The 23402-nt window shown below is 72.2% G+C and carries 26 protein-coding genes and 2 pseudogenes; 21 read left to right on the forward strand and 7 right to left on the reverse strand.

Annotated features, from left to right (window positions below; all coding sequences use genetic code 11):
• Nucleotides 1–212 precede the first annotated feature (212 nt).
• The 4 genes from H6H00_RS28480 to H6H00_RS28495 all read left to right on the forward strand — a co-directional run bounded on the left by H6H00_RS28480 (nucleotide 213) and on the right by H6H00_RS28495 (nucleotide 3262).
• Nucleotides 213–1238 carry a hypothetical protein gene (locus H6H00_RS28480; RefSeq protein WP_185718726.1) on the forward strand — a complete coding sequence of 342 codons (1026 nt, stop codon included), beginning with the start codon at nucleotides 213–215 and terminating at the stop codon, nucleotides 1236–1238.
• 120 nt (nucleotides 1239–1358) lie between these two features.
• Nucleotides 1359–1802, forward strand: a complete 444-nt coding sequence (locus H6H00_RS28485; protein ID WP_185718727.1) for a DUF6153 family protein — start codon at nucleotides 1359–1361, stop codon at nucleotides 1800–1802.
• Between the two features lie 63 nt (nucleotides 1803–1865).
• Nucleotides 1866–2483, forward strand: a complete 618-nt coding sequence (locus H6H00_RS28490) for a DUF305 domain-containing protein (RefSeq protein ID WP_185718728.1) — start codon at nucleotides 1866–1868, stop codon at nucleotides 2481–2483.
• Between the two features lie 635 nt (nucleotides 2484–3118).
• On the forward strand, nucleotides 3119–3262 hold the full coding sequence (locus tag H6H00_RS28495; RefSeq protein ID WP_185718729.1) for a hypothetical protein: 144 nt from the start codon (nucleotides 3119–3121) through the stop codon (nucleotides 3260–3262).
• Nucleotides 3263–3316: 54 nt separating this feature from the next.
• Here the strand turns inward: H6H00_RS28495 and H6H00_RS28500 are convergent, their stop codons facing one another.
• Nucleotides 3317–4069 carry a cytochrome c biogenesis CcdA family protein gene (locus tag H6H00_RS28500; protein WP_185718730.1) on the reverse strand — a complete coding sequence of 251 codons (753 nt, stop codon included), beginning with the start codon at nucleotides 4067–4069 and terminating at the stop codon, nucleotides 3317–3319.
• A 103-nt stretch (nucleotides 4070–4172) separates the two neighbouring features.
• On the opposite strand from H6H00_RS28500, the gene H6H00_RS28505 reads away from it, so the two are divergent.
• The 10 genes from H6H00_RS28505 (at nucleotide 4173) to H6H00_RS28550 (ending at nucleotide 12048) form a co-directional block, all read left to right on the forward strand.
• Nucleotides 4173–4910: an ABC transporter ATP-binding protein gene (locus H6H00_RS28505; protein ID WP_255425414.1), complete on the forward strand. Its 738-nt coding sequence runs from the start codon at nucleotides 4173–4175 to the stop codon at nucleotides 4908–4910.
• Entirely contained in the window at nucleotides 4907–5587 is a 681-nt protein-coding gene (locus H6H00_RS28510) for a heme exporter protein CcmB (protein ID WP_185718731.1), read from the forward strand. Before H6H00_RS28505 ends, H6H00_RS28510 begins: the two co-directional genes overlap by 4 nt.
• The gene (gene ccsA / locus H6H00_RS28515) at nucleotides 5584–6342 is read left to right on the forward strand and encodes a cytochrome c biogenesis protein CcsA (RefSeq protein ID WP_185718732.1); all 759 of its coding nucleotides are present in this window, start codon (nucleotides 5584–5586) and stop codon (nucleotides 6340–6342) included. Before H6H00_RS28510 ends, ccsA begins: the two co-directional genes overlap by 4 nt.
• A 111-nt stretch (nucleotides 6343–6453) precedes the next feature.
• Nucleotides 6454–6897, forward strand: coding sequence for a cytochrome c maturation protein CcmE (locus tag H6H00_RS28520; RefSeq protein WP_185718733.1), 444 nt, complete (start codon nucleotides 6454–6456; stop codon nucleotides 6895–6897).
• The gene (locus H6H00_RS28525; protein WP_255425415.1) at nucleotides 6894–8897 is read left to right on the forward strand and encodes a heme lyase CcmF/NrfE family subunit; all 2004 of its coding nucleotides are present in this window, start codon (nucleotides 6894–6896) and stop codon (nucleotides 8895–8897) included. The genes H6H00_RS28520 and H6H00_RS28525 overlap by 4 nt, the downstream gene beginning before the upstream one ends.
• Entirely contained in the window at nucleotides 8890–9393 is a 504-nt protein-coding gene (locus H6H00_RS28530) for a cytochrome c-type biogenesis protein (protein WP_221775698.1), read from the forward strand. The genes H6H00_RS28525 and H6H00_RS28530 overlap by 8 nt, the downstream gene beginning before the upstream one ends.
• Complete coding sequence (locus H6H00_RS28535) at nucleotides 9390–10211, forward strand: tetratricopeptide repeat protein (RefSeq protein WP_185718734.1); 822 nt, start codon at nucleotides 9390–9392, stop codon at nucleotides 10209–10211. Before H6H00_RS28530 ends, H6H00_RS28535 begins: the two co-directional genes overlap by 4 nt.
• Nucleotides 10208–10870 carry a TlpA family protein disulfide reductase gene (locus H6H00_RS28540; RefSeq protein WP_185718735.1) on the forward strand — a complete coding sequence of 221 codons (663 nt, stop codon included), beginning with the start codon at nucleotides 10208–10210 and terminating at the stop codon, nucleotides 10868–10870. Before H6H00_RS28535 ends, H6H00_RS28540 begins: the two co-directional genes overlap by 4 nt.
• The gene (locus H6H00_RS28545) at nucleotides 10870–11607 is read left to right on the forward strand and encodes a TlpA family protein disulfide reductase (protein WP_185718736.1); all 738 of its coding nucleotides are present in this window, start codon (nucleotides 10870–10872) and stop codon (nucleotides 11605–11607) included. The genes H6H00_RS28540 and H6H00_RS28545 overlap by 1 nt, the downstream gene beginning before the upstream one ends.
• A gap of 27 nt (nucleotides 11608–11634) precedes the next feature.
• Nucleotides 11635–12048, forward strand: a complete 414-nt coding sequence (locus tag H6H00_RS28550) for a hypothetical protein (RefSeq protein ID WP_185718737.1) — start codon at nucleotides 11635–11637, stop codon at nucleotides 12046–12048.
• On the opposite strand, the gene H6H00_RS28555 is transcribed toward H6H00_RS28550, so the two are convergent.
• Nucleotides 11990–12739 carry a CPBP family intramembrane glutamic endopeptidase gene (locus H6H00_RS28555; protein ID WP_255425416.1) on the reverse strand — a complete coding sequence of 250 codons (750 nt, stop codon included), beginning with the start codon at nucleotides 12737–12739 and terminating at the stop codon, nucleotides 11990–11992. The genes H6H00_RS28550 and H6H00_RS28555 overlap by 59 nt on opposite strands.
• Nucleotides 12740–12970: 231 nt before the next feature.
• Between H6H00_RS28555 and H6H00_RS28560 the strand changes: the two genes are divergently transcribed.
• Complete coding sequence (locus H6H00_RS28560; protein ID WP_185718697.1) at nucleotides 12971–13471, forward strand: L,D-transpeptidase; 501 nt, start codon at nucleotides 12971–12973, stop codon at nucleotides 13469–13471.
• A 496-nt stretch (nucleotides 13472–13967) separates the two neighbouring features.
• On the opposite strand, the gene H6H00_RS28565 is transcribed toward H6H00_RS28560, so the two are convergent.
• The 4 genes from H6H00_RS28565 to H6H00_RS28580 form a co-directional block, all read right to left on the reverse strand.
• A complete protein-coding gene (locus H6H00_RS28565; RefSeq protein WP_185718738.1) occupies nucleotides 13968–14345 on the reverse strand; it encodes a hypothetical protein in 378 nt (125 codons plus the stop codon).
• A 1031-nt stretch (nucleotides 14346–15376) separates the two neighbouring features.
• Nucleotides 15377–16279: a cation diffusion facilitator family transporter gene (locus tag H6H00_RS28570; protein WP_185718739.1), complete on the reverse strand. Its 903-nt coding sequence runs from the start codon at nucleotides 16277–16279 to the stop codon at nucleotides 15377–15379.
• 93 nt (nucleotides 16280–16372) lie between these two features.
• Nucleotides 16373–16648: a L,D-transpeptidase gene (locus tag H6H00_RS28575; protein ID WP_185722842.1), complete on the reverse strand. Its 276-nt coding sequence runs from the start codon at nucleotides 16646–16648 to the stop codon at nucleotides 16373–16375.
• Between the two features lie 168 nt (nucleotides 16649–16816).
• Complete coding sequence (locus tag H6H00_RS28580) at nucleotides 16817–17035, reverse strand: hypothetical protein (RefSeq protein WP_185718740.1); 219 nt, start codon at nucleotides 17033–17035, stop codon at nucleotides 16817–16819.
• Between the two features lie 740 nt (nucleotides 17036–17775).
• Here H6H00_RS28580 and H6H00_RS28585 point away from each other — a divergent pair.
• The 6 genes and pseudogenes from H6H00_RS28585 to H6H00_RS28610 all read left to right on the forward strand — a co-directional run bounded on the left by H6H00_RS28585 (nucleotide 17776) and on the right by H6H00_RS28610 (nucleotide 22175).
• Nucleotides 17776–18687, forward strand: a complete 912-nt coding sequence (locus H6H00_RS28585; protein ID WP_255425417.1) for an amidase family protein — start codon at nucleotides 17776–17778, stop codon at nucleotides 18685–18687.
• On the forward strand, nucleotides 18684–19211 hold the full coding sequence (locus tag H6H00_RS28590) for a hypothetical protein (RefSeq protein ID WP_185718741.1): 528 nt from the start codon (nucleotides 18684–18686) through the stop codon (nucleotides 19209–19211). The genes H6H00_RS28585 and H6H00_RS28590 overlap by 4 nt, the downstream gene beginning before the upstream one ends.
• 529 nt (nucleotides 19212–19740) lie before the next feature.
• Nucleotides 19741–19962: pseudogene (locus H6H00_RS32935) on the forward strand (hypothetical protein); the annotation flags it as partial.
• A 30-nt stretch (nucleotides 19963–19992) separates the two neighbouring features.
• Nucleotides 19993–20283, forward strand: a complete 291-nt coding sequence (locus H6H00_RS32575) for a hypothetical protein (RefSeq protein ID WP_185722930.1) — start codon at nucleotides 19993–19995, stop codon at nucleotides 20281–20283.
• 327 nt (nucleotides 20284–20610) lie between these two features.
• Nucleotides 20611–21473 (forward strand): annotated as a pseudogene (locus tag H6H00_RS28605) (DUF5131 family protein).
• A 195-nt stretch (nucleotides 21474–21668) separates the two neighbouring features.
• The gene (locus H6H00_RS28610; protein WP_185718742.1) at nucleotides 21669–22175 is read left to right on the forward strand and encodes a hypothetical protein; all 507 of its coding nucleotides are present in this window, start codon (nucleotides 21669–21671) and stop codon (nucleotides 22173–22175) included.
• A 974-nt stretch (nucleotides 22176–23149) separates the two neighbouring features.
• On the opposite strand, the gene H6H00_RS28615 is transcribed toward H6H00_RS28610, so the two are convergent.
• On the reverse strand, nucleotides 23150–23335 hold the full coding sequence (locus tag H6H00_RS28615; protein ID WP_185718743.1) for a hypothetical protein: 186 nt from the start codon (nucleotides 23333–23335) through the stop codon (nucleotides 23150–23152).
• Nucleotides 23336–23402: the final 67 nt, after the last annotated feature.

A 23402-nucleotide genomic window follows, 5' to 3' on the forward strand; every position in this document is an offset into this window, starting at 1 on the left:
TGGATCTCCGCCACGCGGAACGACGGCCGTGAAGGTACTGCCCCGGCGTGCGCGGTCCCGCCGCCGAGGAACTCCTCCGTCCGGATCTGCAGGTGTCAGGCTCGGCCACCGCGTCCGACGGGGTTTGCCATTCTTTTGCCTGGCACGCACCGGGTCATTGCCAGCCGATCGCTAGCGTTGTCGGTGTTCGTCAGCCCGAGGAGTGCGCATCCGTGATCAGTAACAAGGCCGCCCCGCCTCTACGCATCGTCTACCGGTCCGCGGAAGCGGAGAACACCAAGCCCCGGCCGACGTACTACAGCAAGACGCTGGCACTCGTGTCGCTGCTGCGGGCCGCCGCGGCCCTGCCCGTCCCGCCGGAGATCGTGTTCCTCAACGACGGTGACATCCCCGGTGACCGGCTTGCCCTGATGGAGGCGCACGGCACGGTGCGCGCGATCGATGGCGGCAGCAACCGGACGACCTTCCGCGTCGCCGTGGCCCGCCAGGCCGCGCTGGCCACCGACACCGACGACCTCGTCTGGTTCGCCGAGGACGACTACCTGTACTCGCCGCACGCCTTTACCTCCCTGCTGGCCGCGGCGTCGTCGTTCCCGTGTGCCCACTACTTCTCCCTCTACGGCTCCGACGCGCTCGATCCGTCGGCCCCGGGCCGGCGCCCGACCCGGCGCCCGGAGCCCGGAGCCGTGCTCGATCCCGAGGCCCGCACGGCCGGCGCCGCCACCTGGTACCGCGCCTACGCCACCACGAGCACGTTCGCGGTGCGCAGCCGCATCCTGCGCGAGGACGCCGCCCTCCTGCGCTTGATGCCGTTCATCGGGGGCGCCTGGGACACCGCCACGTGCCTGACCTACCAGGGCTACCTGCCGTTCGGGGTCACCGACCTGCTCCCCGACGGCACCACGTCCGCCCTACGCGCGATCCCCCGCGGCCTCGCGCGGACGGTGATCGGCCTGCGCTCGCTGCGCCGCCCGTCCCGGCGGCGGGTGCAGCTCGGCGCCGATCCCGAGCTGATCAGTCACATGGAGACCGCCGACCCCACCACCCGCTCGGTGAGCGCCAAGACCGAGGCCGTCGACTGGCAGCAGCTCGCCGTCGACACGATGTTCTGGGCCGCCGACCGCGGCATCCCGGTACCCATTGGATCGGGCCCCCCGGTCACCGCCCAGCCCAGGGGTCGGCGAGCACACGGGGTCGAGCACCGCGCCGAAGGACACCCACCGGTCTCCCCCTCATGACCGGGTTCACCATGGGTACGTGCTGATGCCCAGCCCGCGCCGAGGCCTCACCGATGGTGTAAGCGGAAGCCCCACCGCGAACAAGCGCGAACGTCGGTGCCGCGTATATCGTGGAAGTTGATGTTGCGGTCAGCGCAGGAGAGCCGCCGGCGGGCGGTGATGCTCGCCGTGCTGGTGATCGGTCTGCTTGCGGGGCTGATCGCCATGCATCACCTGTCCGCTGGTTTGTCGGGCACTCACCAGACGGTCGTCTCGGTCAGCGACGCTGGGTCCACGCACGCCCCGACTTCGGGCGCAGACGCCGCCATGCAGCGCGATGACATGCAGGGTGCCCCAGCGCGTACCCCTGTGCCGACCGACCACAGCGACACCAGGCTGTTACACATGTGCCTGGCGATCCTGATCGGCGTCGTGGTCATCACCGCGGCGATGTCGGGATGGCGGTGGAGCGTGACACCGACCGTTCGGCCACCGCTGCGGGCGTCCCGACCGGTGCCGGCTTCCCGGGCTCGACCGCCGTCGGCGCCGGCCAGGCTGGCGCTGCTGTGCGTGCTGCGGACGTGAGGTCGACCGAGCGACTCGGTTGACCGCACGCCCACGGACACGTTCGAGAGGAACTACCACACCATGAGCAGAAATTTCACTGCCGCACGTCTGCTGGTCGCCACCGCCGTCGCCGGACTGGCCCTCGCCGGTTGCGCGTCCGGCGCGGACACCGCCGCCCCCGGCGCCACCGGCTCCGGGTCGTCCTCGGCCGTCAAGCAGGGCACCCAGAACGAGGCGGACATCACGTTCGCGCAGGGCATGATCCCGCACCACCGGCAGGCCGTCGAGATGGCCGAGCTCGCCGCAGGTCGCAGCGAAAATCCCAAGGTCCTCGACCTATCGACCCGGATCGGAGCCGCTCAGGGCCCGGAGATCGAGACCATGACTCGTTGGCTTCAGGCGTGGGGGGCAGAGGTTCCCGCCGAAGGTGACCTGGACGGCATGGGCGGGGTGAAAGACGGCGGTATGGGCGGGATGATGACGCCCGAGCAGATGCAGGGGCTGGAGCAGGCCACCGCCGCCGCCTTCGACCGCATGTTCCTGGAGATGATGGTCGAGCACCACCGAAGCGCGGTGGGAATGGCGCAGGTCGAGCTCGCCGAGGGCGCCGACCCCGCCGCACTCGAGCTGGCCCAGACGATCATCGACACCCAGCGGGCCGAGATCACCGAGATGGAAACTCTGCTCACGCAGGTCTGATCGGCTGCGCTGCCCGGTCGCGGCGTCCGCGACCGGGCAGTGCCCGATCGTCCTGGTACCGCCCCGAGTCGAGCCTGTAGCTGACCTGGGAACGGCCTCGGGTTGAGACTGAGGGCGTGTGTCCACGGCTGGCCGGAGGCTGGGTGAGAGCGTTCGTGCTGCTCAGGTGGGGTCGAGGGTGGTGATCCGGGGCGGCGGGGTGAGTCCGAGGCCCGGGAGAATGCCCGACTGGCGGTCGTCGGTTCGGTGGTTTGGACGACGGTCCCGGCCGGCCGCCGAGTGTTCGCGTGTAACCGGCCCAGCTCGCGGGCGATGGTGCGCCAGGTCTGGCCGGTGCGGCGCTCGGCGACCCGGTCAGCAGCAGCGCGAGCCAGCAGAGCCGGACGTGGGCGCGGCTGCGGCGCTCGATCCGGTGGAACACCGGGCGCAGCTCGGATGGTCGACTTCAGGTCGCGGAACCCGCGCTCGGCTCCGAGCAGGTTCGTGTAACCCAGAGCGACGTCCTTGGCTGACAGGTTCGGGTCCGAGGTGGACAGCAGGTACTTCCCGTCCAACTGGGCTTCGGCGGTGATCTCCGCCCGGTCCAGGACCAGGCGCCCGGACGGGGTCTGGCGCAGCCACCGGCCCGAGGCGGGGTGCTCGCGCAGCGAGCACTCGGCCTTGACGTACACGGCCTCGTCGAGATCGGCCTTGCCTTGTTGCGGGCCGCCGCGCTCATCGCGGCCGATGCGGCGCGGCGGGCGCGGGCCCTGCTCGGGTTCGGGCGCGGGCGTTGGTGATCGAGCTCGGCGGCGAATCGCCCACCACGATGGGGGTTGGGTCGGGGGCCGCGCCTAGATCGGGGGCCATTGCAACCGTGCATAGACCGCGAGCATCCGGCTCATGATCAGCGTCCAGCCATCCGTCATCATCAGCACCCCGGTGACCGCCAGACCGATCCCGCCGGCGATCTCGATCCGCCGGGCGTGGCGGCGCAGCCAGCCGAAACGGTCCCGCCCCCGGGCCACACCCGCGGCCAGGACCAGGAACGGCACCCCGAGCCCGAGGGCGTAGGCCAGCAGCAGCACCGCGCCACGCCCCGGATCGGCCGAGCCCGCCGCCGCGGTGAGGATGGACGCGAGCACCGGCCCGACGCACGGCGTCCAGGCGAACGCGAACGCCGCACCCAGCGGGAACGCGCCCCCCGGTCCGGTGCCGATCGCGGTCAGCTCGAACCGGGCCTGGCGCTGGAGCAGCGGGATCCGCAGCAGACCGGTCATGGCCAGGCCCAGCACGACCACGACGGCACCACCGACGAGGTTGACGACGTCGAGGTTCTGCCGCAGCAGCAGCCCCAGAGCCGACGCCGTGGCGCCCAGCACCGTGAACACCGTCGCGAACCCGGCGACGAACAACCCGGCGCCGAGCCGGACGCGCCGCCGCTGCGCGAGGCCGAGCGTGCTCGCAGGCGCACCGCCACCGGACTGTGCGCCGCACAGACCGGACACGTAGGACACGTAGCCGGGCAGCAGCGGCAGCACGCACGGGGAGCTGAACGACACCGCCCCGGCCACCAGGGCCAGCGAGACCAGCGCGAACAGTTCCACGGCCGCTCCCTCCGATGTCGACCTGATTGCATGCCGACCCGGTTGCACGCACGGAACTTCTACACCTCATAGTAGAAGCACTCATAGTATGAAGCCGCATGCGATGAGCCGAACCGGGGACGACATGCCACCTACTGGACTCTCCACCGCACGGGCCGCGCTCCCGGGCGCGGCGGCAGGCGGTCGGCCATCCGGCTGGGCGGTGTGCCTGGACGGCGTGGCGGTGACCGTCCGCCGAACACCGGTGCTGCGCGACCTCGACCTGCGGCTGCCCGCCGGTGCGGTGCTCGGCGTGCTCGGGGCCAACGGATCGGGCAAGACCACGCTGCTGCGGCTGCTGGCGACCCTGGCCGTCCCCTCGGCCGGCCGGGCCGAGGTCCTCGGCCACGAACTCGGCGGACCCGGCGTGCCGGAGGTACGCACCCGGATCGCGATGGTCGGCCATCTCCCGGCGCTCTACCCGCAGCTCACCCTGGCCGAGAATCTGCACTTCGTCGCCCGGTTGACCGGCCGCAGCGACGAGGCCGCGGACCGGGCGCTGGCCGCGGTCGGGCTCGCCGGCGCCGCCGCACGCCGCGCGGAGGGCTGCTCGCAGGGCATGGCGCGGCGCACCGACCTGGCCAGGGTGCTGCTGACCGAGCCGTCGCTGCTGCTGCTCGACGAGGTGCACGCGGGCCTGGACCACGGTGCCGCCGACCTGGTCGACCACCTCGTCGGGCAGGTACGGGCGCGCGGTGGGACATGTGTGCTGGTCTCCCACGAACCGGAGCGGCTCGCCGGGTTGACCGACCGGCTGGTCCGGATCGTTGATGGGCGGGCACTTCCCGAGGTGGCGCGGTGACCACAACCGTCGTGGCCCCGCTCGGCCAGTGCCTGACCCTGGCCGCCAAGGACCTCCGACTGGAACGCCGCGCCGGGGAGGCGATGCTGGTCACCGCGCCGTTCGGGGCGGTCGCGCTGCTGCTCGCCCCGCTGGCCGTCGGCACCGACACCCCGCTGCTGCGCCAGCTGGGCCCGGCCCTGTACTGGCTGGTGGTGCTGCTGTTCGGGGTACTGGTGACGATGCGCGCCAGCGCCGTCGACGGCCCCGCGCAACTGGCCATGCTGCGGCTGGCCGGGGTGAGCCCGCGGGTGCGCCTGGCCGGGCGGGCGCTGGCCAACGGGGTGCTGCTGCTGGGGTTCCAGCTGGTGCTGGCGCCGGTGGCGGTGCTGCTCTACGACCCCGACCTCACCGGCTGGCCGTGGCTGCTGCCGGTGTTCGTGCTCGTCGCCGCCGGGCTGGCGGTGCTCGGCGCCCTCGCCGACGCGCTCGCCGTCGGCCTGGCCGGCCGGACCACGCTCGGCCCGCTGCTGGTCGCACCGATCGCGGTGCCGCTGCTGCTCGGGGCCACCGGGGTCCTGCAGGCCACCGGCTACGGGCGGTCGCCATGGCCGTGGCTGCTGCTCGTGACCACCGTCGATCTCGTCGCCGCGCTGCTGGCCGCGTGGTGCGCCCGCTACCTGGAGGACCTGGCATGACACCACTGACCACTGCACCCGGCCCGGTGTTCGGTCGCCGGCTACCGCTGGTCGTCGGCGTCGCTGCCGCCGCCGGCGTGACCGCGGCGGTGCTGTCACCGCCTGACGTCGTCCAGGGTGATCTGGTGCGGTTGCTGTACGTGCACGTGCCCGCCGCCTGGACGGCCTTCCTCAGCTACGGGATCACGTTCGCCGCCAGCCTGGGCTGGCTGTGGCGGCGCCGCCCGGGGATGGACCGGCTGGCCGCGGCCAGTGCCGAGGTCGGGGTGTTCTTCACCGCGCTGGCCATCGCGCTGGGCTCGATCTGGGGCCGCCCGACCTGGGGGGTGTGGTGGACCTGGGATGCGCGGCTGGTCACCACAGCGCTGATGCTGTTCATCTACCTCGGCTACCTGGCGCTGCGCCGGGCCACCCCCGACCCGCTCGACCGTGCCAAGCGGTCCGCGGTGTTCGGGGTGGTGGCGTTCGCGCAGGTGCCGCTCGTGCACTTCTCGGTGGTGTGGTGGCGGACCCTGCACCAGCCGCCCTCGGTCATCCGGCCCGGCGGCCCGACCATGGACCCCTCGATGCTGCTCGTGCTACTCGGGAACGCCGTGGTGTTCACCCTGCTCTACGTCCTGATGGTGCGGGCCCGCGCCCGGATGGCCGCCACGGAGGACGCGCTCGACGCGGCCCAGGACACCCACCCGCTGGCCGGGGCCGCCGTGTCCGCACCGCAGCTCGCCACCGCACGATCGGAGAAGACGGATGTCTGAGTGCGCCTGGGTGATCCTTGGCTACGGCACGACCGGGGTGGCCGTGACCGGCTACCTCCTGGTGCTGGCGCGGCGGTCCGCCGCCCTGCGGCGTCGTGCCGGGGGCCGGAGGTGACCGCCGCCCGCACCGCCGCGCGCGGGGTCGTCGGCCGCTACAAGCTGCTCGCGCTCGTCGCGCTGGGCGCGGCAGCGGTGCTGGTCGGGATGCTCATGTTCGGCAATCTCAACCGCAACCTGGTGTACTACCTCACCCCGGACGAGGCGCTCGCCCAGCAGGCGGACTACCCGGACGGACGCCGGTTCCAGCTCGGCGGGCTCGTCGTCGACGGCAGCGTGGCGACCACCCCGCAGGGCGTGTCGTTCACCGTCACCTCCGACATCGGGCCCGCGGGCGTCGAGGTCCCGGTGACCTTCGAAGGGGCGCCGGCGCAGCTGTTCGGCTCCGACATCGGGGTCGTCCTGGAGGGTTCCTGGCGGGCGGGGACTTTCACCTCGGACACCATGAAGGTCAAGCACGACGAGAACTACCAGCCCGCCGAGGACCCAGCGTCGTGACGACGCTGTTCTCGACGACGACGCTGGTCCCGGGGGCCGGGTGGGCGGGCGCGATGCTCGGCCTCGCCGGCTCGATCGTGCTCGGCGTGCTCGGCCTGCGCGCCCAGCGGCACCCCGACGCCGTACGCCACCGGCAGCTGCAGGCCGCCGTGTGGTGCATGCTCGGCGGCGCGGTGCTCGCCATGGCCGCGCTCGAGGTGGCCCTGTTGACCGACAACTTCGCGGTGTCCTACGTGGCCGAGACCCACTCCCGGGCCACCCCGCTGCTGTTCACCATCACCAGCGCCTGGGCCGCGCTGGACGGCAGCCTGGTGCTGTGGGCGCTGGTGCTCACCGGCTACACCGCGGTGGTCGCGCGCGGGGTCCCGGACACCTCCGACCGCCTCGGCACCGGCGCGCTGGGCCTGCTGGGTCTGGTCGCGGCGTTCTTTTTCGCGATGATCCTGCTGGCCGCGAACCCGTTCGAGATCCTCGCGAACCCGCCCGCGGACGGGCCCGGGCCCAACCCGATCCTGGCCGATAACTTCCTCATCGCCCTGCACCCACCGATGCTCTACCTCGGCTACGTCGGGTTCACGGTGCCGTTCGCGTTCGCGATGTCGGCACTGCTGGTGCGCGAGGGCGGCGTCGACTGGCTGCGCCGGACCCGGCGGGCCAACCTGGTGGCCTGGAGCTTCCTCACCGGCGGGCTGGTGCTCGGGGGCTGGTGGTCCTACGAGGTACTCGGGTGGGGCGGGTACTGGGCGTGGGACCCGGTGGAGAACGCCGCATTGATCCCGTGGCTGGTAGCCACCGCGTTCATCCACTCCTCGGTGGTCCAGGTCCGGCGCGGGATGTTGCAGGCCTGGAACTTCGTACTGGTGCTCGCCACGTTCGCGCTGACCATCCTGGGCACCTTCCTCACCCGCTCGTCGGTCGTGGTGTCGGTACACAGCTTCAGCCAGTCCCCGATCGGACCGGCGCTGCTGGCGTTCTTCGGCGTCGTCGTCGTCTTCGGGTTTACCCTGATCGTGCTGCGCGCCGAGCGCGTCGCGTCGTTGTCGCGGCCGGAGTCGCTGGCCAGCCGCGAAGGCATGTTCCTGGTCAACAACCTGCTGCTGAGCCTGTTCGCCTTCGTCGTGCTGCTCGGTACCACCTACCCGATCCTCGTCGAGGCCCTGACCGGGCAGCAGGTGTCGGTCGGGCGGCCGTTCTTCGACCGGATGGCGGTGCCGTTGGGTTTCGCGCTGCTGCTCGCGATGGGTGTCGGCCCGGTCACCCCGTACCGGCAGGCGACCATGGCGGTGCTGTGGGAGCGGCTGCGGTTCCCGCTGCTGGCCGCGGCGGCGGCGTCGGCGGTCGTCGTGGCTGTCGGCGTCCGTTCCCCCGGGGTGGTCGGGATCGTCGGTATCGCCGCCGGGATCGCCGCGTCCACGGTGCGTCAGCTGCTGGTCACCGCACCCGTGCGGACCCCGGCCGGGTTGCTGCGGTTGGTCCGCGGGCAGCGCGGCTACTGGGGCGGGCAGCTGGCGCACCTGGGGGTCGCGCTGACGGCCGTGGTGATCGCGGTGTCCGGCGGGCTCGCCGAACGCGCGACGATCACCTTGGACCGCGGCGAGTCCGTCGAGTTCGCCGGGTACTCGGTGACCTTCGAGGTCAGCGAGCAACATCAGCAGCCCGACCGGTTGGTCACCGACGCGCACATCGTGCTGCGTTCGGGGGGCGAGGTGGTCCGGGTCGCGGAACCGCGACTCAACTCCTTCCCCGGGCGGCCCCAGGCCGTCGGCAACCCGTCGGTCTGGTCCACCCCGGCGCAGGACATCTACGTCGCGCTCGGCGCGCTGAGTCCCGAGCAGGTGACGCTCAACCTGTTCCGCTACCCGTTCATGGTGTGGCTGTGGGTCGCCGGCGCGCTGGTCGCGGCCGGTGGCTTCTGGGCCCTCGGCGGGCGGCGACGCCGTCCCGACCCGGCGCTGGAGTCGCGCGAGGAGCCCCGGTCGGAGGTGGGCAGCGGTGTCTGACCCGGGAGCGCGCACCCGCACGTCCGTCGTCCTCGCCGTCCTGATCTTCGCGCTGTTCACGGTCACGGTGGTCGCGTTGCTCACCTCGGCCCGGCCGGCACCCGACCGGGCCCAGGATCTGGCGGAGAGCCTGCGGTGCCCGGTCTGTCAAAGTGTGTCGATCGCCGACTCCCCCTCGGAGCAGGCGGTCGCTATGCGGCAGGTCGTCGCCGAGCAGGTGGCGCAGGGCCGCAGTGACGAGGAGATCGTCGCGTTCTTCCGGGCCCGCTACGGCGACTGGGTACTGCTCGACCCGCCGACGCGGGGCGTCACGCTCGCGCTGTGGCTGGTGCCGCCGGTCGCCGCGGTGCTGGGCGCGGTGCTGGTGGCGGCGCGGGCCCGCGCACGTCCGCACGCCGGCGCCGGGCTTGACCTGTACGAGCCGGACCGGGCCCGCGTCGATGCCGCGGTGACCCGTGCCCGCCTGGCGACCACCCAGCGGGAGGACCAGCCGTGAGTATCCGTGAGCCGCAGCTACGCCAGCTGGCCGACCAGGCCGTGCGCGACATCGTGGAGCTCGACGAGCAGGTCGCCGCGGGCGAGATCACCGACGCCGATGCGCGACCGCTGCGCCGGCGCTACGAGGGGACCGCGGCCCGCGCCCTGTCCGCTCTGGACGCCCGGACGCCGGTGCCCGGCCAGGACGAGCTGGAGCCCGCTCGGCCGTTACGCCCGCACGGGTGGGTGCTCGTCTATGCGATCGTCGGCGTCGTCGCCGTCCTGGTGACCCTCGTCCTGCTGCCCGCGTCGGTGATCGACCGCCCGGTGGGCGGGTTCGTCACCGGCAACGAGATCGGTACCGACGTCGGCCGCGACAGCGGCGCGGCACCGCCGCTGGACCCGAGCACGCCCGTCACCGACGAGCAGCTGGAGGAGGTCGTCGCGGCCAACCCCGACGTCGTGGGGATGCGGCTGGCGCTGGCCGACCGCTACGTCGGGCAGGGTGACTACGCGGCCGCGATGCGCCACTACCTCGACGCGCTGCGCCGCGAACCCGATAATGCCGCCGGGCTCGCCCGGCTCGGCTGGCTGCTGTTCCAGATCGACCAGCCCGACGACGCGCTGGCCTCTGTGCAGCAGGCCCTGGCCATCGACCCGAACCTCGACGAGGCCCTCTGGTACCGCGCCAACATCCAGCTCGACGGTCTCGACGACCCGGCGGGTGCGCTGACCACGCTGCTCGTGCTCAAGGGCCGCACGCTCGATCCCGAGATCGCCGCGCAGGTCGATGAGCTCACCGCGGAGGCCGAGCGACGGGCGGCGGGCACTGGATGAGCGAGCCGATCGGCACCGACGACCTGCTGGCCCCGGCCCCGTCCCGGCGGCGGCGCCTGTTCCGCGTCGCCGCCGTGCTGGTGGCACTGGTGGCGATCGGCATCGGCGCGGTGTTCGGCTCGCAGCTCGGCACCGACCCCACGCTCGTCGATAGCCCGCTGATCGGCCGCCCCGCGCCCGAGCTGAGCCTTCCCCTGCTGGATAGCCCGGGCGAGCTGGCGCTGGCGGAGCTGCGCGGGCAGGTCGTCGTCGTCAACTTCTGGGCGTCGTGGTGCGTGGCCTGCCGGGAGGAACACGCCGCCCTGGTCGGGGCGGCCGAACAGTTCCGCGACGCCGGGGTCGTCTTCGTCGGCATCGACTATCAGGACACCATCTCGGGCGCGACCGGGTTCCTCGACGAGCTGGGCCGCGGCGGCGACAACTACCGCTACGTCACCGACACCGGCTCCCGGGCGGCGCTGGAGTTCGGCCTGTTCGGTGTGCCCGAGACGTTCGTCATCGACCGCGGCGGCACGATCGTCTCCAAGATCACCGGAGCGACCACCCTCCCGTTGCTGGCCGGGGCGCTGGACGCGGTGCTCGCCGGCCGTCGGCCCGGCACCCAGTCCGGTGGTCCGGTCCAACCCGCCCCGGGTGCGCCGTTGGTCGGGGGCGGCTGATGCGCCCGCTGCTGCGGTCCGCGGAGCTGCGCACGACGCTCGTCGTCGTGGTGCTGGCCGTGGCGGGGGTGTTCGCGCTGTGGCCCCGGCCCGATGCGCAGCCCGCCGGCTCGGCCACTCCGTGGTCGGTGGACGGCGCGGGGACGATGGCCGCTCCCGCCGGACCCGAGGTCGACGCGCTACGGGCCGCCGCGGACCTGCGACCCTGCCCCACCCCGCAGCCCGGCACGCCGCAGCCCGGTACGCCGCAGCCCGGTACGCCGCAGCCCGGTACGCCGCAGCCCGGTACGCCGCAGCCCGGTACGCTGCAGTCCGCCGGGCTGCTGGCCGGCATCGTCGTGCCCTGCCTGGGCGGTCCGGGCGAGGTCGATCTGGCCGCCGCGCTGGCCGGGCGGCCCGCGCTGCTTAACGTGTGGGCGTCGTGGTGTGGGCCGTGCCGCGCGGAGATCCCGGCCCTGGACGCCTACGCGAACCGTCCCGACGCGATACCCGTCGTCGGCATCGACGTCCGCGACGACGCCGGGGCGGCATTGAGCCTGCTCGACGAGCTCGGTGCCCGCTACCCCTCGGTCGTCGACACCGACGGCGAGTTGTGGGCCGCCCTGGAGGTCCCGCTCGCCATCCCGACCAGCTACGTCCTGCGCGCCGACGGGTCGCTGCGGCGGGTGGACCCGGTCGTGCTACGCACCCCCGACGAAGTGGCGCAGGCCGTGCGGAGCAACCTCGCCGCCCCCTGATACGAGCTCTGGAGTGAGATGTCGACCATGCCCCCCGTCCCCCGCGGCGGCGCCACCGTCGTGGCCGCCACCTGGGCCGTCGCCGGTGCGGTGCACCTGTGGATCGCACTCGGCGCCGCAGCCGCGGCCGCCGCACCGGGGTTCGCCCTCGCGGCGGTAGCGTTCGTCGGTGCGGCCGCGCTCATCGTGGAGCCCCGCCCCGAACTGCTGGTCGCCGCCGCCGTCACCGGGGTGATCGGAGTGGGCGCGTTCGCGATCCCGCTGATCCTGCCTCTCCTCGGCATCGGTGACCCCGTAGCCGATCCCGTCAGCCCCTGGGGCATCGGCGGATTCCTCGTCGATGGGCTGACCGTCCGGCTGGCCGCATTCACGCTGCGCCGGGCTAGAGCCAGCCGACCCTCCCCGCCAGCAGGACGTAACCCAGGAACGCCACAACGTTGATCAGCGTGTGGGCGCCGACGAGCATCCACAGCCGGTTGGTTCGCTGCCAGACCCGCGCGAAGACCAGACCCATCACCAGGTTGCCGAAGAACCCGCTCGCGCCCTGGTAGAGGTGGTAGCAACCGCGCAGGAACGCCGAGGCCAACGCGGCACGGTTGGCCGACCACCCGAGCTGGCGCAGCCGGGTCAACAGGTAGCCGACCTCGACGACCTCCTCGGCCCACGCGTTCGCCGCCGACGAAGCGACCAGCAGCGGCAGCTCCCACCAGGTATCGCCCAGCGTCGTCGGCGCGATCGTCGCACTCAGGCCGGACGCCCGGGCGATCAGGTAGAGCCCGAGACCCGGGACCCCGATCAGAGCGGCGAGCCCCATCGCCCCGCCCAGGTCCCGCCCGGGACGGCTGGCGTCCAGACCCACCGACCGCAGCGTGAAACCGGCCCGCAGCAGCAGGTAGGCGCCGAGCGCACCCCAGCCGACCAGCTGCAGCACCCGGACCAGCTGCAGCGCCAGATCGACCAGCTCGACGTCCGCGGCGGGAGCGTTGAGCACCACCTGCTGCTGTGCCAGCGGTGTCGGCGCCAGCAGCGCGTCGACGAGGCTGAGTGCGCTGCGCAACGCGGACAGGCCGGTGGTGACGGTGAGCACCACGAGCAACTCGACGAGGATCAGCCGCCGGCGCCGCGGGTCCACGACGACGGGGGTGGTCGACGGAGGGGGAGGATCCAGTCCCGCACGGTGCCCGCCACGGAGCCGACGCTATCGCCGAAGCCACCAGCCGGTGACGGCGCGCTCCGCCCGGCAAGTGACAAGCCGGCGCGGCTGTGGGCCGCGGTGAGATTCGCCATATCCCATTTGGCCTCTCGACCATCACCTTCATGTACTTCAGGGGGTTATCGGTTGACACCAGGAGTGAGGAGTTCCATGCGCACGCTCAGCCGGGTTCGCCGTCGGGCTGCGATGATCGGGCTGGTCGTGGCGATGCTGCTGTCGGCAGGTTCCATAGCGCTCGCCGGGCCGATACCCGGGCCTCCCGTGCCAGCCCCGCTCGTGCCGGGCACCCCGTGCACCGTGACGGCCAGGGCCTGCGCGGACCTGATCGGGCTGCAGGCCTGGCTGTTCCAGGACGGCCGGATCCTGCGCGGCCCGGTCCCGATCAGCATCGGCGACGAGTTCGACCCCACACCACCCGGCCGATACGCCGTGGAATGGAAGGCCAAGGACTGGGTGAGCCGCGAATACGGCACGCCCATGCCCTACTCGGTGTTCTTCGCCCCCGGCGGCATCGCGTTCCACGAAGGCAGCCTGCAGACCAGCTCCGCAGGATGTATCCGCATGGAACGGGACAACGCGGCGGCGTTCTTCGACCACCTCCAGGTCGGCGACGAGGTCCAGGTGCACAGCGATGCCCCGGCGGTCGGGTAGCAGCCCTCTCGCATCCGGGGTCGAGGCGGGCGTTGGCCAGCTGACCCAAACCGATCAGCGCCTCGGCATTATCGATGGGGCCGATCTGCAACGAACGGTCCAACGCGCCCTGCACCTAGCCGTAGTACGACGGGTCACCGCGCCCACAGCGGGCCGTCCTCGGGTCTACACCGCAAAGTCTGCAATGCGGTGTCGATCATCTTGTCAAGAGCGCTTGGCTCGGAGATGGGCACCCCGATCTGCGGTGTCGGTGCCGGGCTGAGCTGGGCAGACTCGCCCCGGTGATGATCACCAGTAATAGCCCGATCTCTATCATCAGAATTGGCACTCGGGAGCGGGAGCCGGAGTCATCAGTCATCGACGATTACATCTCGCAGTGTTGGAGCGGGTGTACCACCCCAGCTCAGCCGGGGTTTCAGCAGGATTGTGACCCACGACGGGCCACCTCTCACGAAACGGTCAGCGAACGATACTCGTGGTACGTAGAAACGTCTGATCAAGCGCATTTCGGACATCGCATCCTGGCTCCAGCGAGCCGCCAGCCGTGCGCGGATGCGACCGATATTCCGTGGACCGGACCGGTGAAATGCACAGCATACGGGCCCTCGGAGTACCTGATTCCGCATTCGGCGCACCGCACCGTCCAGCACACGCGTGCCGCTGCTTGCGAGGGCTCATCCGAGGCATCGTGTACCTCCCGGCCGTCGTCAGTGCTCTGCACGTCGCAGGGCACCTGCTCGGCGATGATGCCGACCGGCGGCTCGGGGCGCTGCGACTCACGACGCGGTGCAGCGGCGAAGACGGCCGCGGCGATGACTCCGACAATCGCCAGCGGTATCCCGCCGAACACCAGCACCGCCTCCAGGGTGCTCATCGTCGGGCCCTGCGGACGCAGGAGGCCACGTCGGGGCCTGCTGAACGGTGCAAGTGCACGGCAACTCCGAGTACGGCTACCTGGGCATGGCTGGCGGACGTCGAGGCGAACTGCGTCGAGCGCGGGACACGTGGGGACCTGCAGCGGCCTGCGGTTCGATCCCCCGGGCGGCACGCGCGGTCGCATCAGGCGACGGTCAGCCTCGACGGAGGTCCGCGGCGACGGAATTGGCCAGCGCCGGGTCCGGATACGGCTGCTGCGAGAACGTCAATGAGCGGCGGCGTCAGTCGCCCGGGGACCGGGAGCGGGCGCCGCGGTAGCCGAAGCGCCCGCCACAACGCACCGGCCTGCAGATACAGGGTTTCCGCCCCGGCGACAGCGGCGATGACGAGAACGGCCAACACCATCTGCAGCGGGAGAATCGCAGGGTCGCCGGAATGCTCGGTCCCGTAAGGGAGAACGGCCATCACGGCATGCACGACGGGCTCACTGACCAGCATTCCGCTGGCTGCGGCGAAGTAGCCTCGATGTCGGCCTGGCTGCGCCAGGCGCATCAGCCCCAACGCGATTGCGGCTACACCGAAAGTTGCTGTGTGCAGCGGGTGACTCCCGGCCACAACACCAGCGGTCACCGCAACCAGCACGGTTGTTACCGCCGCGAACGCCGCGGTACGCGTGCCGAGAGTCGCGATGTCACGGCCCTGCCTCATCGCGCCGCCTCCTCGCACCCGGTATCCGGACCCAGACCCAGACCCAGCCGTCAGGTCGATGCCCACAAATGGGCCGTGACGCACCGGGCGAGTCGGCGACCTGCGCCCAACGGTCCGGGTCGGCCGCCTCGTTTCTACACAGCATAGTAGGTGCACGGTCGGCCGGACCACGGGTCCACGACGATGAGGCGGACCGCCTCTTCTACCGAGAACCCGCGCCCGACGTGATCAACGCCGCCTCGTCGGCGTGTCGCTGACAGCCGCCCAGCCGTGCTACTGGGAAGGGCAATTGTCCATTCAATCCTGAGGTGCACTACACGGTCAGACTGGTGTGTCGTGCTCCTCGTGGTGTGCCGGCTCGCACTGAATGGTCGTGTGTGTGATTCCGTAGTCGTCGGCCAGGAGCGCAAGCACGCGGTCGAGCACGTCGTGGTAGTCGGCGCCGTCGGCCACGACGACGTGTCCCGTGGCGTTCTCGATGCCGGAGGTCAAGGTCCAGACGTGCAGATCGTGCACGTCGAGCACGTCGGGCAGCTCGATGAGGCGGCGCCGGATCTCCTCGACATCCATGCCGGGTGGAGCCACCTGCATGAGGATGCGTAGTGCCTGCGCGGTGAGCTTCCAGGTCCGCGGAAGGATGAACAGCCCGATCGCGGCACCGACGATCGGGTCGGCGTAAGGCCAGCCGGTCGTGTAGATCACGATCGCGGCCACAATCACGCCGACCGACCCCAGCATGTCGGCTAGCACCTCCAGGTAGGCGCCGCGCAGGTTGATGCTCTCCTTCGACCCCGCGGTGAGCAGCCGGAAGCTGATCAGGTTGACGACCAGGCCGAGGACGGCGACGACCAGCAGAGGGAGACCGGGCACCTCCGGTGGGTCGGAGAGCCGCTGGACCGCCTCGTACAGCACGTATCCGGCGACGCCGAACAGCAGCAGCCCGTTCGCGAGCGCGGCGAGTACCTCCAACCGGTAGGTCCCGTAGGTGCGCTGCGACGTCGCAGGGCGCGACGCGAGGGTGATCGCGGCCAGGGCCATACCCAGGCCGAGGACGTCGGTGCCCATGTGCGCGGCGTCGGAGAGCAGCGCGAGGGAGCCGAACACGAGACCGGCAATAAGCTCCACGACCATGTATCCGGCGGTCAGCCCGAACGCGATGAACAGCGGCCGCCGATGCCGGCCGCCCGCGGTCGCGGCACTCGCGTGTCCGTGCCCTTGGCCCATCTCGAGCTCCTCACATCTGCGACGCATGCACATTCGTGCATGAGTCGCAGAGTAGCAGCATCACCGGAATCCGAACCAGGATCGCGCGCGAGCCTATGCGGTCGCGGGCACGTCGCTGTGCATCTGCACCTTGTCGCCGACCTGCAGATAGTCGAAGAAGGCCACGGCCTCCTGATGGGGCAACCGCACGCAGCCCGCCGACTTGGTTTGCAGGTTGCCTTCGTGAAAGGCGATGCCGCCGGGGGCGAAGAACACCGCGAACGGCATCGGCGCGGCGGACTCGCCGCCGAGGGCGCGGTTCTTCCACTCCTCGCGGAACCGGCCGGGCGGAGTCCGGCGGCGGGGTGCTGGCAGAGGCGCGCAGGACAGCCGCGGTGGCCCATCGGGCGGTCCGTCTCGGGTCCATCCCTGCTCCTTCCCGTTTACTCGGGTCGGTGGTCGCCGGTGGCGTCAACCACAGGTCGAACGGCGGCGCTTGCGGCTGGTACGACGGCCCGCAGGCAGAGGAGACGAAGGGAGCGGGCATGCCTCGAGCCCTTAGCGCATCGCGATCCGGCCGCGCGACGTCGGCGTCAGCACGGCGACCGGGATGATGCGCCCCGCGGAGCGGAGTGCGTCGCGGCCGGGATCGCGACCATCCAGGGCATCGAGGAACGGATCGACCAGGTTCTCGGGCGCAGCGGGCACGCCGAGTTGCGTCGGCTGTTGGCAGAACTCCTGGCGTGGGGTGACCGTGAACGGAATGCTCGCGATCACCAGCGCGTCCCAGGAGCCAACCGCGCCTCTCCTGTCCGGCAGCGGGCTGGCCGCCACCAAGCACCGGACACCGCGGGACCGAACCACTGACTCTGATCCCACGGGCCAGGTGGGCGGCGATCAACAACGCCACGCCACCACCGACGTCGCAGCGCACACCGCGGAGCACCGGTATCGATCACCGCGACCGGGGAATCCATCCGCGGTGAGCGCTATCGGGAAACGACCGTCTGTCGACGATCTTGACCCCGCTCCGAGGGGCCGCAGGTCACAGGTGTCGGCAACACGCGTCGCGAATCAACGACGGGCAAACCTGGTCAAGCAATCGCCGCGCTCGTCCGCGCCGGCGTCAACCCGGGCCACGACCCATGCTCTTTCAGCTACGCTGTGACGCTCGTTGAGTTCCCCCTTCTCCCGCTGAGCACAGGCGAGGTCCAGCCTTCCCCACCACTAACGCCGCCGCCTACGTCGATGCGGTGACCGACGTGTGGTCGCCGGCCTCGGCGGTAACCACCGCCGAAGCGGTTCGCAGCGGCCAGCTGAGCGCCTCCGACTCCGGTGCTGCGGCCCTGCGGCGTCTTGAGGCGACCGATGGTTGGGTTCGGGCCTTCGTCGACATCGACCCCGCCGGGTCGCTCGCCGTGGCCGCCGCCATGGACCGGCAGCGAGGCAGCGGTTCGGGTCGGCTCGCGGGTGTCCCGATCGCGGTGAAGGGACGCGCCGGCCCTGGATCTGATCAGGTGCGGCGGCTCGTCGCCGAGGGCGCGGTCGTCCTCGGCGCCACGTCCACCCCCCGCGGTACGACCCATCAGACCTGGGGCCACACCGACCGGGGCCCGACCCGGAACCCGTGGCGGCCCGATCTGTCCCCGGGTGGCTCGTCGGCCGGGTCCGCGGCCGCCGTCGCCGCCGGTGTGGTGGCGCTGGCCACCGGAACCGACGGGGCCGGGTCGTCCCGGATCCCGGCGGCCTGGTGCGGGATCTTCGGCTACAAGCCGACCACCGCCCTCGCTGTCCCGACCGGACCCGCCGTGCCCGCCGTCCCGGCCCCGCTCGCTCGCGACCCGCGCGACCTGCGGCTGTGGGCCGACGTCGTGCTCGGCGACCTCCCACCCGTGGGTGAGGCCGGGACCGCGGTCTGGGCACCCGATCTGGGCTATGCCGCGCACGAACTCGACCCCGAGGTCGTCGCGGTCGCCCACGCCGCCGCGCAGCGGCTGGCCGACCGCGTGGGGCTGCGCTGGACCAACCCCACCGTCGAGCTGCTCGACCCCGCCATCGCCTGGACCGCGCTGCGCGACCCGGCGGCCACCGTCGCCGACCGGCGCGCTGCCGCCGCCGTCCGCGCCCACAACGACGACCGGCTCGCTGAGCTGTTCACCCGCGCCGATCTGCTGCTCACCCCGACCACCCCGGCTGGCCCGCACGGCCATGCGGGACCCGGGCCGCGGATGAGCGTCGCCCTGACCTGGGTGTTCAACCTGTCCGGGCACCCGGCACTCAGCATCCCCGCCGGCACCACCGCCGACGGTGTCCCGGTCGGGCTGCAGGTCGTCGCCCGCCCGGGCGCCGACCGCGCCCTGCTCGACCTGGCCGCCGCCTGCCCGGCGGCGGCCCCGGCACCCAGCCGACCGGCCCGGAGGTACCCGTGACCGACCGACCCGTCCTCGCCCCGCCCGCCGGGCACGAGATGCCCGACGGCGCGCTGACCGTCATGGCCAGCGCGCTGCTGCCCTGGACGCACCGCCGCGGCGGCCCGGCCCACTGCCTGGCCCGCGTCCGGCTCTTTGCACCCGACCCGCACCACCCGCCGCGGCGCGCCGTCGTCGTGCTCAGCGAGCTGCGCAACAACCCCCGCGGGCACGGCATCACCGCCGACGTCCCGGGGGCCGCCGCCGCCGCCCGGGCGACCCTGCTGCCCGAAGCGCTCGCACCCGACGCCGTCACCTGGCTCGCCCACCACGGCCCGTTCTCCACTTACGACCCGTCCGGGCCGGAGACCTTCACCGAGCTGCGGCCCCGCTGGGACGGCACTCGCTACACCGACGACGTGCATGATTACCGCCTCCTCCTACCGGACGAGGCCGCGGCTCTGGTGCGCGCGCTCGCCCTCCAGCCGGTCGACCACGAGCTGCGTGCCTGGCCCGCTCCGGCGCCCCGCGTCGCGACCGAATGACCGAACCGCACCACCCACTGCACATCCCCGGCCGGGTGATCCTGCGCGAGGTCGTCGCGGCCTACCAGCCGTACCGGGACCGCATCGCCGAGCGTGACACCCGCGTGCTGATTTTGCGGTTCACCCCAGGCCCCGCCGCGGACGACGAGTGGGCCGCCCGGATGCAGGCCTCGGCGGTCTCGGCCCAGCAGAAGGTGCGGACGTTCACCGCGATCGGCGCCCAGGTCGACAGCCTCGCCCTGCCCGACACCGTGAACGCCGGTGAGCTCGTCGACCGCATCCAGGCCGCCAACGACGACTCGAAGGTCGCCGCCGTCATCGTCCAGGCCCACCACCGGCGCGGCTGCGCGAGGTCGTCGACCTCATCGACCCGACCAAGGACATCGACGCCCTGGGTGTCGACTCCCCCCGCCCAGCCTGCGCCACCGCCGACGGCATCGTCCGCGTCGCCGACCCGTTCCTCTCCCCCGACACGACGATCGCGGTCGTCGGGGCCCGCGGCTTTGTCGGCGGCGGCGTCGACCGGCTGCTGCGGGAGCGAGGCCACGACCCTCTCGCGCTCGACCTCGGCGACGACCTCCGTCAACTGCGCGACGTCGACGTCGTCCTGTCCGCCACCGGCCGGCCGCACCTGCTCACCGCCGAGTACCTGCGCGACCACCACCTCCTCGTCGTCGACTCCGGGTTCGTCCCGCATCCCGACGGGCCCCGCGGCGACGTCGCCCCCGACGCCGCCCGCACCCCGGCCGCGATCACCCCGGTCCCCGGTGGGATCGGGCCGGTGGAGATGGCGGTCCTGGCCGAACGCCTCACCCTCACCGTCGCGCCCGACCTCGCCAGCTGGCGCTACCTCGGAACCGACGCCAGCAGCGAGCGGACCACCACCGCCCACCAGGACGTCGCCGCCCAGCGCGACCCCGCCACGCCCCGCGACCTGTCCCCGGCGCCCGAGCACCGATACCGATCGGGGCACCACCCTCGACCGGTCCGCACCCGGCACCGGCCCTGCGAGTCACACCCGCACCCGTGGCGGTGCGGACGACCCGCCCACAACCGGGCGCTCCCTGCCTGAGCGTCGCGCGACTGGCGACGCCGACGCGACACCGAACATGCGACGAGGCGACCCTCGACCGGACCCGCCGGAACGGCGCCGCACCCGATCAGCCCGGGGCCGGTACCGACACCCCCGGCAGCCGCCGCAGCCCGAGCTCCTGACGCGGCACCTCACCGCCCTCGAATCGCAGTCACGTCCCGCCGATTCAACACTCATTTCCGTCGCGCGGCGCGGTCGAATTACAAGAATGGCTCCTCATCGCGACCGGCCGCCAGCCGAAAAGCCCGGGTGACGAATCTGCCAGCAACCCTGGACCGGCACCGGAAACTGACATAGAATTGCGACATGGCGGGGACCAGTGCAATTCAGTGGACAGAGACGACGTGGAATCCGGTGACCGGATGCGACCGGGTATCACCGGGATGCGATCACTGTTACGCACTCCGCATGGCGGGCCGGCTGAAGCGCATGGGCCAAGCCCGCTATCAGGTGGACGGAGATCCGCGCACGTCCGGGCCCGGGTTCGGCGTGCAGGCGCACGCCGACCTGATCGATCTCCCGCGCCGCTGGAAACGTCCCAGGTTGGTGTTCGTGAACAGTATGTCCGACCTCTTTCACGCCCGTATCCCGGTCGATGTCGTGAAACGGGTGTTGGCCACGATGGAAGCCACTCCGCAGCACACCTACCAAATCCTGACGAAACGCTCGACCCGGCTGCGGCGACTCGCGCCGCAGCTGCAATGGCCGTCGAACGTTTGGATGGGAGTCAGCGTGGAAAACCAGGACTACGCCTACCGAGTCGACGACCTGCGCGCTGTTCCCGCCGCGGTCCGGTTCATTCCGCGGAGCCGTTGCTCGGTCCGGTCACCCTCGATCTGGCCGGAATCGGGTGGGTCATCGCCGGTGGCGAGTCCGGGGCCGGGCACCGCCCGCTGGACCTGACGTGGGCGCGTGAACTACGCGACCAGTGCCAGCAGACTCCGACCACCCGGTTCTTCTTCAAGCAGGTCGGCGGCGCCACCGCGAAGGCGGGAGGACGGCTGCTCGACGGCAGGGAGTGGAACGAGATGCCCGACCCGACCGGCCCGACAGCCGGCCACGCGGACGACGGCCGGATGAACGCTGCTCCGCGACATCAGCACGCTGCGGGCGCGGGGACCCGCGGGCCGGCCGCCGGGGCACCGGTCGCCGCGGGCGAGGCGCGGTGATGACGCGACGGCCCCGGCGCGCGCCCGCCCCCGACACCCAGCTGTCCCTGGAGGACCTGTGGACCGTCGCCGACCAACCCGAACCCGCCGAACCCGAACCCGCCACCACCCAGACCCCCAGCCCGACACCCGGCCCGGTGGTGGCCGAGCCCGGCCGGGTCGCAGACGGCACCGACCGGCCCCAGGAGCAAACTGATGAGCGCCACGACCGCGGCCCCGCCGCCGGCGAGGAGGGTGACGATGACCGACTACGGCGCGATGGCGCAGCGGCACTGGGCGAAGTGCCTCCCCCAGCGCTACAGCCAGATCCCCGAACCGAAGACGGCGTTCTTCACCGACCTGGGCCGGCAGGTGGAGCTGGAGATCGAGGACTTGGCGCTGACGCTGGAGGGCCCCGACGAGCCGGGCGAGACCTACCTGCAGCGGGTCGGGCGGATGAACAACGCCCGCCAACGCGCTCGGGAGATGATCCTGCCCGAGCAGATCCTGCTCACCCCGGAACCGGGAGCCGACCCGGACAAGGAATCCAACCCACCGGCGTCGACGCCGGCCGCGGGGATCCCGTGGATCGTGACCCCGGACGACCCGGAGTGGCAGGAGATCGTGGACGAGGAGACCCGGGCCCGGGAGACGCTGAGCCGCAGCAGTTCCGACCCGCAGGCCAACACGAGCTCGCCCCCGCCGGGGAACGCTCCCGGCTGAAGGCGAACCTGGCCGCGCTGCGCACGCTGCGCGAGCTGCAGGCCGCCGGGCGACCCGCCACCGGTGACGACCAGGCGGTGCTGGCCCGGTGGTCCGGGTGGGGCGCGGTGCCCGCGGTGTTCGACCCGGCCCGCGACGACTACGCCACCGCGCGGGCGGAGCTGCGCGCGTTGCTCTCGCCGGCCGAGTTCAACTCGGCCCGGCGCTCCACCCTCAACGCCCACTACACCGACGCGGGGATCGTCGCTGCGGTGTGGTCGGCGGTGGCGGGGCTCGGGTTCACCGGCGGGGACGTCCTCGAGCCCGGCTGCGGGTCCGGGAACTTCATCGGTCTCGCCCCGCCGGACGCGCGGATGGTCGGGGTCGAGGTCGAACCGGTCACCGCGGCGATCGCCGCCGTGCTCTACCCGCAGGCCCAGGTGCGCGCCGAGTCGTTCGCCGACATCCGCGCCCCCGAGGGCAGCTTCGACCTGGTGATCGGGAACGTGCCGTTCGGCAGCCAAGCCCTGGCCGACCGGCGACACAACCCGGGCGGGTACTCGATCCACAACCACTTCCTGATCACGAGCCTGCACCTGACCCGCCCGGGTGGGCTGGTGGTCGCGCTGACGTCGCGCTACACCCTCGACTCCCGCATACCCCGCCGCCCGCCGGGAGATGGCGCAGCTCGCCGACCTCGTCGGCGCGGTCCGGCTGCCCTCGCGCGCGCACCAGCAAGCCGCCGGTACCAGCGTGGTCACCGACCTGCTGGTGCTGCGCCGCCGCGAACCGGGCCGACCCGGCAACGGCGAGAGCTGGGAGAACGTGACACAAGCGGACCTCCCACTCGCTCCCGCCCGCCGCGCCGACCGGACCGCCCTTCCGGGGGGCGCGGCGCCGACCCAGACCGGCACCCCCGACCCGGTGGAGATCAACCGCTACCTGCTCGAGCACCCCGAGCAGGTGCTGGGCACCGCGATGATCGGCGGTGGCGCCTACCGCGCGAACGAGCTGCTCGTCGAGCCCACCGGCCCGCTGGAGCAGGCGCTGCCGGCGGGGCTGGACCGGATCGTCGCCCACGCCGACGCCCACGACCTGCGCCACACCAGCAGCGCCGACACCCCGCCCGGGCGGCGGGTGGCGCTGGCGCATGGCAGCGTGGCGCACCGCGAAGGGTTCATCAACTCTGCCGAGGACGGCGGGTTCACCCCCATCCGGTCCGGCTCGGTCGTCGAGCACTCGGTGCCC

It is taken from the genome of Pseudonocardia petroleophila (assembly GCF_014235185.1).
Lineage (GTDB): Bacteria > Actinomycetota > Actinomycetes > Mycobacteriales > Pseudonocardiaceae > Pseudonocardia > Pseudonocardia petroleophila.